This is a genomic window from Cupriavidus sp. 8B (genome assembly GCF_054589115.1).
Map to the genome: position 1 here is coordinate 1 of NZ_BAAILO010000318.1, position 10,769 is coordinate 10,769.

Annotated in this window: 9 protein-coding genes; 1 reads left to right on the forward strand and 8 read right to left on the reverse strand. The window is 68.4% G+C overall.

Annotation, left to right across the window (positions count from 1 at the left end; translation table 11 throughout):
- Positions 1-91: 91 nt before the first annotated feature.
- The 8 genes from ACYP5B_RS32055 to ACYP5B_RS32090 all read right to left on the reverse strand — a co-directional run bounded on the left by ACYP5B_RS32055 (position 92) and on the right by ACYP5B_RS32090 (position 9,032).
- A complete protein-coding gene (locus ACYP5B_RS32055; protein WP_459572329.1) occupies positions 92-325 on the reverse strand; it encodes a hypothetical protein in 234 nt (77 codons plus the stop codon).
- A gap of 9 nt (positions 326-334) precedes the next feature.
- Positions 335-1,345: a diguanylate cyclase gene (locus ACYP5B_RS32060; protein ID WP_400102728.1), complete on the reverse strand. Its 1,011-nt coding sequence runs from the start codon at positions 1,343-1,345 to the stop codon at positions 335-337.
- Between the two features lie 110 nt (positions 1,346-1,455).
- On the reverse strand, positions 1,456-2,478 hold the full coding sequence (cheB, locus tag ACYP5B_RS32065) for a chemotaxis-specific protein-glutamate methyltransferase CheB (protein WP_459572330.1): 1,023 nt from the start codon (positions 2,476-2,478) through the stop codon (positions 1,456-1,458).
- On the reverse strand, positions 2,475-4,844 hold the full coding sequence (locus tag ACYP5B_RS32070; RefSeq protein ID WP_400102726.1) for a hybrid sensor histidine kinase/response regulator: 2,370 nt from the start codon (positions 4,842-4,844) through the stop codon (positions 2,475-2,477). Before ACYP5B_RS32070 ends, cheB begins: the two co-directional genes overlap by 4 nt.
- Positions 4,841-5,530, reverse strand: a complete 690-nt coding sequence (locus tag ACYP5B_RS32075) for a chemotaxis protein CheW (protein WP_459572335.1) — start codon at positions 5,528-5,530, stop codon at positions 4,841-4,843. Before ACYP5B_RS32075 ends, ACYP5B_RS32070 begins: the two co-directional genes overlap by 4 nt.
- 43 nt (positions 5,531-5,573) lie before the next feature.
- Positions 5,574-6,905: a CheR family methyltransferase gene (locus ACYP5B_RS32080; RefSeq protein WP_459572331.1), complete on the reverse strand. Its 1,332-nt coding sequence runs from the start codon at positions 6,903-6,905 to the stop codon at positions 5,574-5,576.
- Positions 6,902-7,390, reverse strand: a complete 489-nt coding sequence (locus ACYP5B_RS32085; RefSeq protein ID WP_459572332.1) for a chemotaxis protein CheW — start codon at positions 7,388-7,390, stop codon at positions 6,902-6,904. Before ACYP5B_RS32085 ends, ACYP5B_RS32080 begins: the two co-directional genes overlap by 4 nt.
- Before the next feature lie 25 nt (positions 7,391-7,415).
- Positions 7,416-9,032, reverse strand: coding sequence for a methyl-accepting chemotaxis protein (locus ACYP5B_RS32090; protein ID WP_459572333.1), 1,617 nt, complete (start codon positions 9,030-9,032; stop codon positions 7,416-7,418).
- A 290-nt stretch (positions 9,033-9,322) separates the two neighbouring features.
- Between ACYP5B_RS32090 and ACYP5B_RS32095 the strand changes: the two genes are divergently transcribed.
- Positions 9,323-10,654, forward strand: coding sequence for a putative bifunctional diguanylate cyclase/phosphodiesterase (locus tag ACYP5B_RS32095; protein ID WP_400102729.1), 1,332 nt, complete (start codon positions 9,323-9,325; stop codon positions 10,652-10,654).
- Positions 10,655-10,769 lie beyond the last annotated feature (115 nt).

Sequence of the window (10,769 nt, forward strand, 5' to 3'; positions counted from 1 at the left end):
GCACTCAACCCTCGGCTATGTCTCGCCTACCGCTTATGAGGCCAAGCCAACAGCAAAACAACCTATCAGCCTGTCCGAAAAAACTTGACCACTACATGTCGCCCCATCCGACGCGCCTTTTTTGCCTACTTTTTTGGCAAGACAAAAAAGTAGGTCGCCGCCCCGCAGGGGTGGTGAAACTGCAGTTGCCTTTGACCTTGAAGTTAAGCAGTTGAAGCTGACTTTGCAGTTGCAGTTGCAGTTGCAGTTGCAGTTGCAGTTGCAGTTGCAGTTGCAGTTGCAGTTGCAGTCGCAGTTGCAGCTGCAGCTGCAGTTGCAGCCCCAACCCAAAGCCTCAAGAACTCATAACAACCTGATTCCTCCCATTCCTCTTAGCCTGATAAAGCCCCGCATCAGCAATCTCCACAATCCGGCTAAATGGCACATCCGCCCCAGGCACGATCGCCGTCCCCCCAATGCTGACAGTCACATGCTGCCCCACCGGCGACCCGCTATGCGGCACCTGCAGGGACTCGATCGCGCGCCTGACCTTCTCTGCCAGCAGCCGCGCCCCCCCTGGCGAGGTGGCGGGCAGGATCATGGCGAACTCCTCGCCGCCGAAGCGCGCCGGCAGGTCCGCCGGGCGCGCGCAGTTCTCGCGGATCACGCCGGCCACGCGGCGCAGCACCTCGTCCCCGGCCACGTGGCCGTAGGTGTCGTTGTAAGCCTTGAACGCGTCCACGTCGATCATCAGCAGCGCCAGCTGGCTTTGCTCGCGATTGGCGCGTTTCCATTCGGCCCCGAGGTATTCGTCGAAATAACGCCGGTTGGACAGCCCGGTCAGCCCGTCCGAGTTGGTCAGCCGCTGCAGCTCCAGGTTGGTCTCGAGCAACTGCTGCTGGCTCTGGCGCAGCGCGCGGTAGGCCTCGTCGCGCTGCTGCAGGTTGAGGTAGGAGCGCGAGTGATAGCGGATGCGCGCTACCAGCTCGATGGTGTCGGGCAGTTTCACCAGGTAATCGTTCGCGCCGGCGGCGAAGGCCGCGCTCTTCATCAGCGGGTCTTCCTTGGTGGAGAGCACGATGATGGGGATATCGCGCGTCGCCGGGTTGGCGCGGTAGCGGCGCACCAGCGTCAGGCCGTCGATGCCGGGCATCACCAGGTCCTGCAGGATGACCGTGGGACGGGTGCGTTCGGCCACGGCAACGGCTTCGTCAGGCTTCGCGCAATAGTGAAAATCGATATCCTGTTCGGGTTCGAGCTCGCGCCGTACCGCTTCGCCTACCATGGCCTGGTCGTCCACCAGCAGCACCATGGCCAGGTAATCACCCGGGCGCTGGGTGGCTTTGGGGTGTGTATCTATAGACATTCTCTTCCTCGTGCTCTCCGACCTGGAGACGCTAACAAAATGATCCTGGCGTGGCGGCGTAGGCGCGCGCGGCCAGGTTTGCGTCGTTTCATGTTGTTAGCGCCTCTGTGCTATCCCTGGTCGTTGATGGCATTGCATGCCCGCACGACGCGGGCGGCGATCTGCTGCAAAGGCAGGATTTCGCTGGCGGCCCCGATGGCGGCGGCAGCCTTGGGCATCCCATAGACGGCACTGCTGGCCTGGTCCTGGGCGATGGTCAGATAGCCGCGCTCGCGCATGGCCTTGAGGCCCAGCGCGCCGTCGCGGCCCATGCCGGTGAGCAGCACGCCCACCGCGTCACCACGCCAGTGCTGCGCCACGGTCTCGAAGAACACATCGATCGACGGCCGATACAGGTAATCGCTCGGCTCTTCGGTATAGATCATGCGGGAGGCGCTGACCAGGCGCAGGTGGTCGTTGGTGCCTGCCAGCAGCACGGTGCCCGGCTGCGGCCCCTCGCCCCCGCGGGCGAGGCGCACGTGCAGCGCGCACTGCGCGTCCAGCCAGTCGGCCATGCCGGCCGCGAACGCCTCGTCCACGTGCTGGACCGCGACCACGGCGGCGGCGAACCCGGCCGGCAGGCTGCCCAGCACGGTGGCCAGCGCGGCCGGGCCGCCGGCCGACGCGCCCAGCGCGACAAGGCGCTCGGCGCTGGGCTTGCGCTTTTGCGGCGCGGCCGCGCGCGCGGGTCCGGCGCGGCCCTCCAGCATGCGGCCGATATTGCGGATCTTGCGCAGCAGGGGACCACTTGCCAGTTGCGAATCCGGCTGGGCCAAGGTGGGCGTATCCACGGCGTCGATGGCGCCTTGCCCCATGGCATCGAAGACCTGGCTGGCGTTGCGGCCAAGGTCCATGGTCACCACCACGATGGCGCACGGCGTGGCGGCCATGATGCGGCGTGTTGCCTCGACGCCGTCCATCACCGGCATCAGCAGGTCCATCAGGATCAGGTCGGGCGTGCGCGCGGCGGCCATGCGCACGGCGCTCTCGCCGTCCTCGGCCACCCATGCGACCTCCAGCATGGGATCGAGGGCGATGACGCGCCGCAGGGCGACCACGGCCAGGTGGGAGTCGTTGACGATGCCGATCTTCATGCGCGTGCTTCTCCAATCAGGTCTTGCACCGCATCGAGCAACGCGGCGTCCTGGAAGCTGCCCTTGGCCAGATAATAGTCCGCCCCGGCCTGCAGGCCGCGCTGGCGATCCTGCTCCCGGTCCTTGTAGGAGACCACCATCACGGGCAGGTGCATCAGGCGGGCCTCGCGCTTGATGCGGCTGACCAGCTCGATGCCGTCCATGCGCGGCATGTCGATGTCGGTGATGACCAGGTCGAAGGATTCCGCGCGCAGCACGTTCCAGGCATCCATGCCGTCCACCGCCACCGTGACGTCATAGCCGCGGTTGGACAGCAGCTTGCGCTCCAGCTCGCGCACCGTGAGCGAATCGTCCACCACCAGCACCCGCTTGCGCCGTACCGGGGCTGCCTCCACGCCGCGGCGGATGCGGTCGATCTTGCCCCCCGACAGCAGCTTTTCCACCGAGCGGACCATATCCTCCACGTCGAAGATGAGCACCGGCGTGCCATCCTCGGTGAGGCTGCCGGCGGCGATGTCCTTGATCTTGCCCAGGCTTGCCACCAGGGGCTGCACCACCAGGATGCGCTCGCCCAGCAGACGGTCCACCGCCACGCCGTAGGTGCGTTCGTGATCGCCCACCACCACCACCGGCACGGTGTCCTCGTCGCGCCGGGTCTCCGCTTGCTGCAGGACCTGCGCCGCGCTCACCAGCCCGACCTGGCGCTCGCCAAAGCGGAAGTGCTGGCGGTTTTCCAGCTGCTCGATGTTGCCGCGCTCCAGGTGGATGGCCCGCATGACGTAGGCCAGCGGGAAGGCATAGGCCTCGCCGGATACCTCCACCAGCAAGGCGCGCACCACCGACAAGGTAAGCGGCAACTCCAGGTGGAACTGCATGCCGCGCCCGCTTTCCTGCGTCAGCCGGATGCTGCCGCGCACCTGGCGGATCATGTCCTGCACGGCGTCGAGCCCGACGCCGCGCCCGGACACTTCGCTGACGGTTTCGCGCATGCTGAAGCCGGGCAGCAGCAGGAAGTCGAGCAGCTCGGCCTGCGACAGCCTGGCGACGGTTTCCTCGGGCACCAGCTTGCGCCGCACGATGGCGGCGCGCAGGGCGTCGAGGTCCACGCCGGCGCCGTCGTCGGCAATCACGATCATCAGCCGGCCGGCGTTGTGGCGCGCGTTCAGCGTGATGCGGCCTTCGACCGGCTTGCCGGCGGCACGGCGCGCCTGCGGCATCTCGATGCCGTGGTCCACCGCATTGCGCAGCAGGTGCGCCAGCGGCGCTTCAAGCTGCTCCAGGATGTCGCGGTCGACCTTGGTGCTCTCGCCGACCAGTTCAAGGTGCACTGCCTTGCCCAGCGAGCGTCCCAGGTCGCGCACCATGCGCGTGTAGCCGGTGAGGCCGTCGGCGAGGGGGCGCATGCGGCTGGCCAGCGCCCGGTCATAGAGCTGGTGCGATAGCTGGCCGGTGCGGTGGTCGTACTGCTCCAGCTCCGTGACCCGTTGCGACAGCTGCTGGTGGCTCTCGCCCAGCAGGCGCTGCGCTTCTCCCAGCGCGGCATGGGCGGCGGGGTCGGCCGCGCTGGCCGCGAGCGCTACCTGCAGTGTGTCGAGTGCCTGCAGCGCGCGCATTTGTACGCGCCGGGTTTGCTGCAGGGCGTTGCCGAAGGGCTTGAGCCAGTGCGTCTCCACCATCGCCGCGCCCGACAGCGCCAGCAACTGGTCGAGCGTATCGGCGCTGACGCGCAGCATGCGCTCCTGGGCTTCCGGCGCGCGGGGGGCTTCGCCCGGCGCGAACGTGGCAGGTGCCGTGGCTGCATCGGCGCCGTGCGCGGGGTTGGCAGGGATCGGTTCGGCCACGGGGCTGCCGGGTGGCGCCGGGCGGATGGCTTCAGTCGCTGCGGACCCGGACGCGTTGGCTGGCGTTGCCGCCGCTGGAGCATGTCCCGGGGTCCAGGCGTCGGAGTCCACCTCCTCGCCGGCTAGCAGCGCGCCCATGCGAAGCACCAGCGCATCGACCTCGGCCTTGCCGGCCTGGTCGGCCCAGTCCAGGTCGCCGCCGGGCGGGCAGCCCAGCCGCAGCAGCAGGTCGGTGCCATGCAGCAGGGTGTCGATATGCACGGGCCGCAGCAGTAGCGCGCCGCGCTGGGCTGCCACCAGGCAGTCTTCCATCACATGGGCCACGCGCACGCCGCCATCCAGGCCGACGATGCGCGCGGCGCCCTTGAGCGAATGGGCGGCGCGCATGCACGCCTCGAGCTGCTCCGCCGCGGCGGGGTCGCGCTCCAGCGCCAGCAGGCCGGCATTGAGGACTTCGGCCTGCGATTGCGCCTCTAGCGCGAACAGCTCGAGCAGCGAGGCGTCGCGCAACTGGTCGGGGTTCATGCCAGGCTCCGCTTCAAGGCTTGTTGCAGCAGGCCCGGGTCGAGCAAGCCCACCGTGCGTGCGTCGCTTTTCAGCAGCGCCCGGGTGTAATGCGCCGAGGCGCGCGACAGGGTGGTCGGCAAAGGCTGCAGGTCGGCTTCGGCGATCCGCTCGATGCCGGTGACTTCATCCACAGGCAGCGCGATGGCGGTGCGGCCCTGGCCCAGCACCAGCAGGCGGGCGCCGTGCCCGGCGCTGCCTTTGGCATTGGCGGCGGCGTTGGACGCGGCGCCGGCGGCTGGGTCCTGCCCGAGCAGCCGTGCCAGCGAGATGCATACCAGCAGGTTGCCGCGCACGCTGGCCAGGCCCAGTACCGCGGCGTGGCGGCGGTGCGGCAGCGAGTGCACGGGGCAGGGCGCGGTGACCAGCGCCAGCGCGCCCGCGGGCAGCGCCAGCCATTCGTCGCCGATGCGGAACACCAGGCAAGACATGACGGGCCCGCGCGCGGCGGCATTGGCATGGACAGCGTGACCGTCCGGCAAGCTGGCTTCGCCGGTGGGCAGATTGTCGAGCAGCGTGAGCGCCGCGCGCGAATAGGTTGGGCAGTTGCGGCAATGGATGTGCTCGGCCAGCAGCGGACAGCTGCCATCGCCCAGCACACCGATGCGGCGCCAGCAATCGTCGACGGCGACCGTGACAGTGCCCATGGCGGGCGGCAGGCCATGCGCGGCCAGGGGATGCGATGCGGGCTCAGCCATGACGGATCGGGGTCTTGCGTTGTGCGCGGTTTCTCAGGCGGGCCGCGGCCGCGCCGTCGCCTTGCGCCTCCAGGATGGCGGCCATATGGTAGAGCGCCTCCTGGTGAGCCGGGTCGAGGTAAAGCGCGCGGCGATAGGACTCGCGCGCGTCGGCGAGGCGGCCGGTGGCGTCGTAGAGCACACCCAGCAGGCAGTAGGCTGAGGCCGACGGGCCCTGCGCATCCAGGTGCGCCATGCAGGCTGCTACCGCGGCGGCCAGTTCGCCGCGATCGGCGAGCCGGGAGATCCTGGACAGCGCGTCGGCGCTGGCCTTGGCCCGCTCGGCCGCCTTGTCGGGCTTGGGGGTGCCGGGTGCCGGTGCCAAGGGCGCCAGCACGCCGGCGGAGCGCGCTTCGCCGCGTGCGGCCAGCGGCCTCGGGAGCCGCTGCGGCCACGGACGTGGGGCGGCCCGGGCCGCAGCGCTCAGGTGCGTCGGGTAGAGCGGCATTGCCGGATTGGCGCTGCCCGCCTGGTGCGCGCTGCGCCGGGTAAAGGCAAAGGCGAGCGGCACGCCCGCCGAGACAAAGCCGTGCCGCGTCAGCAGGCTGGCCTCGGCCGGGCCGACAAAGAGCGTGGCATCCGGTCGGCTCAGCCGTTCCAGCATCTTCAGCGAACGGTGCTGGGTCGGCGGATCGAAATAGATCAGGAGGTTGCGGCAGAACACAAAATGGTAGGGCGGCTCATTGGCCATCAGCCCCGGATCGAGCAGGTTGCCGCGCAGCAGCCGCACCTTGCCGCGCACGCTGGCCTTGAGGGCGTAGCCACCCGTGCAGTCGGTGAAATTCCGGTCGCGGAAATCCAGTGGGGCGCCCCGGAAGGAGTTGTTGCCGTATTGCCCGATGCGCGCGCGTTCCAGCGCGCGGGCGCTGACGTCCACGGCATCGACCTGGAAGCGGTGCTCCGGCACACCGGCGTCCAGCAGCGCCATGACGATCGAATAGGGCTCTTCGCCGGTCGAGCAAGGCACGCTGAGGATGCGCAATGGCCCGGCGTCGTCGTGCGCGGGCTCGTTGCCGAAGACCCGCATGGCGGCAAAGCGGCCGAGCGCCAGCAGCGCCTCGCGATGGCGGAAGAACCAGGTCTCGGGGACCACCACGGCTTCGATCAGCGACTGCAACTCGTCCGGGTGCGAGTGCAACAGGTTCCAGTAGGCGTGATGGTCGGGCACCGCGGCCGCTACCAGGCGCTCGCGCAACGCGCGCTCGATCATGCCGGGGCCGACGGTGGCGGCATCCAGGCCGATGCGCTCCTTGAGCAGCGCTTCGATATGGGCGGCGGTGGTCATGGCCCTGGCGCGGCGGCTTCAGCCGCCGGCAGTTCGGGGAAGAGCTTTGCGTGCACGTCTTCGGGCAGCAGGGCATCGACCTTGATCCACTGCACCAGCCCCTGGCCGCCGCTGCGCACGGGCCCCAGGTAGCGTGCCGGGGCGCTGTCCACGCCGCTGTCGACAAATTCGGCGGGCTCGCAGCGCAGGGTTTCGGTGGCGTACTCCAGCCGCAGCCCGAGCAGGCGCGCGGGCGCCGCCGCGTGCCGGCGGTAATGCACTAATACGGTGCGTGTGCTGGTCCGGCGGGCGACCGGCGTGCCGATGGCCAGCGCATTGACGTCGATGACCGGCACCACCTGGCCATCCCGCGCCAGCAGTCCACTGACCCAGGCCGGCGCCTCGGGCAGGTCCTTGAGCGTGGTCAGCGGCAGCACTTCGACGATCTCGTTCGCGTCCAGCGCGTAGTGGTCGGCCCCGATGCGAAAGAGCAGGAAGAGTTTCATGGGGTGGCGTGAGTGCCCGGCGAGCTCAAACCTTGAAGCGTGACACGCCGGTGCGCAGGTCGTTGGCGACCAGCGTCAGCTCGTCGATCGCCTGGCTGGACTGGCGCAGGGATTCCACCGTCTGCTGGGCTGCCTCGGACAACTGCATCAGGGCCTGGTTGATCTGTTCCGCGCCGCCGGCCTGGGCTTGCATGCCCTCGTTGACCATCTGCACGCGCGGCGCCAGCGACTGCACCTGGCCGATGATCTGGGAGAGCTGGTCGCCCACCTGGGTCACCTCCGACATGCCGCGCCGCACTTCCTCGGAGAACTTGTCCATGCCCATCACGCCCGCCGCCACCGCGGACTGGATCTCGCGCACCATCTGCTCGATGTCGTAGGTGGCAACCGCGGTCTGGTCCGCCAGGCGGCGGATCTCCGTTGCGACCACCGAGAAGCCGCGCCCATACTCGCCAGCCTTCTCGGCTTCGATGGCCGCGTTCAGCGACAGCAGGTTGGTCTGGTCCGCGACCTTGGCGATGGTGGTGACCACCTGGTTGATATTGCCCGCCTTTTCGTTCAGGGTGGCCAGCTTGGCATTGACCGAGCCGGCGGCCTCCATCACATGGTGCATGGTGGCCTCCATGCGCGACAAGCTTGCCTGGCCGGTGCCGGCCAGGCCGGCGGTCTGCTCGGCGGCGCCTGAGACTTCGGTCATGGTCCGGACCAGGTCTCGAGAGGTGGCGGAGATCTCGCGCGAGGTGGCGCCGATCTCGGTGGTGGTGGCCGCTGTCTCGGTGGCGGTGGCCTGCTGCTGGCGCGCGGTGGCGGCGATCTCGTTGACCGAGGTGGTGACCTGGATGGCCGAGCGCTGGGCCTGCCCGACCAGCGCGGTGAGGTCGCCGGTCATCTGGTTGAAGCCCTGCTCGACTTCCAGGAACTCATCCTTGCGGTTCAGCGCCAGGTGCTGTCGAAAATCGCCGCCGCGCATGTTGGCGAGCTGCTTGACGATCGAGCGCATCGGCACCGTAATGGAGCGGAACAGCAGGTAGCCGGCCACCAGCGACTCCAGGAGGGCGGCGATCAGGGAGACCTCGATGCTGATCTTGGCCGTTTGCACCGCCTTGTTGATGCTGCTGGCGCCTTCCTCGGCCACTTTGTTGTTATCTTCCAACAGCGTTTGCACGGCCGCGCGGCCTTCGGTCCAGGCTGCGTGGACTGGTCCGCGCAGCTTGGCCTCGGCGGCGGCGGCCTCCGGGCCGGTCGCCGCGAACAGCGACGCCGAAAGCTCGTCATAGTGCCGGCGCAGCTCCCGGTATTTCTCGAAGCGCTCGCGATCGTCGGTGCGCCGGATCGATTCGGCGTACTTTGCCTCCAGGCCGTCCAGCCGCTTGTGCAAGGCCTTGTTGGCCTCGGCGTATTGCCGGCGCTCGGCGTCATTGGCCGCGGTCGCGCTCTGCCAGGCCAGCACATAGGTCTCGCCCCAGGCGCCGCGCATCGCGGTGCTGTAGTAGAGTCCCGGGAGCGCATCGTCGCGCAGCGCATCCGCATGGGTCTGGATGGCCGACTGGCGGTCATAGGCGACCACCGCCGTGAGTAAAATGACCGCCAGGATGAGGCCAAAACTTGCCAGGATGCGCGTGCGGATGGTCCAGTGAGTCAAGGTGCGGTTTCCCGTTGCTTATTCTTGTCGGAAGGCCCTCCATCGCCGGCCGGGCGCGGCGGCATTGGCGCGTGGGCGCGGGCCGGGCGTGAGCGGCCAGTTTATAGCGGCGTAGGGTACTGTAAGGCCCCGGCCATTTCAATGGCGCCCGCGCGGGGTTATGGGATTCACCGCGTTGCAACATGTTGCCGCAACATATCGTTTAACTTGGCTTGATTTTTTCCTGGTTTTAGTCACACTTGCCAAATAGACAGATCGGACCGATGTCGATAATCACAAACAGGGCAGGCATGGTGGCCAGGTCAGAGGCGAAGGCCGGCGCCCCGCCGAATGCGGACATTGATCCGCTGACGGGCGTAGCGTCGCGCCAGGCATTCTTGAACACGCTGGAAGGCCGCCTGCGTACGGAGGCTTCCCCGCGCTGCGCGCTATTGCTGCTCGGCATCGACGATTTCCGCGCGTTCAACGACATGCATGGCCATGCCGAGGGCGATGAGATCCTGCGCCGGGTAGCCCGCCGCCTGCGCGACGCCTCGCCGCGCGACGCCGTCCTGGGGCGGGTCGGCGGCGACGAGTTCGCCGTCTTGCTGCCTTCCATTGCCGATCCCACCCTGGTGCGCCACGTCAGCGCCGCCATCCTTTCGCTGCAGACCGAGCCCCACGAGTACGGCAACCGGCGCCATCACGTGCTGGCCAGCCTGGGCGCCTGCGTGATGCCGGCCGGCGGCGACAATGCCTCCGATGCCCTGGCCTCGGCCAGCCTGGCTCTCGGCCGGGCCAAGCGCGACGGCGGCCGCACCATCCGCTTCTTCAAGCCGCAGATGCGCACCGACGTGACGACCCGCCTGTCGCTGGTGCAAGCGCTGCGGGACGCTTACGCGCAGCGCCAGTTCGAGCTGCTGTACCAGCCCCAGATCGACCTGCGCGATGGCCGGGTGGTTGGCGCCGAGGCGCTGATGCGCTGGCGCCATCCCACCCAGGGTCTGCTGACGCCGGCCAGCTTCATCGATGCGCTGGCCGCCAGTAGCGTGGCGGCGGACGTCGGCGTCTGGCTGCTGCACACCGCTTGCGCCCAGGCGCGCATGTGGTCGCTCGGGTTTGCCGATGCGCCGCGGGTGGCCATCAACCTGTTTGCCGCGCAGCTCAGCGAGAGCCGGTTGCTGACCGAAGTCCGTCATGTGCTGCGCGAGCTGGCATTGGCGCCGGAGCGGCTGGAGCTGGAGATCACCGAGACCATCGCCTTGCAGCAGGGCGACGAGTTTTCCGGGCAGTTGCAGACCCTGCGCCGCGACGGCGTGACCCTGACCTGCGACGATTTCGGCACCGGCTACGCCTCGCTCAGCTTCCTCAAGTCCTTCCCGGTGGACCGCATCAAGATCGACCAGTCGTTTATCCGCAATGTCACGCAGAACCCGGTCGACGCCGCCATCGTGCGCGCCATGGTAAACGTCGGTGGCAGCCTGGGCATCGGCGTGGTGGCCGAGGGCGTGGAAACCGTCGAGCAGCGGGATTTCCTTTCCGAGAACGGCTGCCACGAGGTGCAGGGCTACCTGTATGGCAGGCCCATGTCCCCCGACAAGTTCACCGAGTTCCTGCAGCAGTCCCAGTCCGCCGCCCGCTAAGCCGGGCCGGCCGTGCCTTTCCCCTCGCACGGGCGTGCGGCGCCGATGCGCAATTGTTTCCAGCTTTGTCCTGAATAAGCCGGCCCGCCGTGGCCCCCGTGCGGGCCGGGGGCCA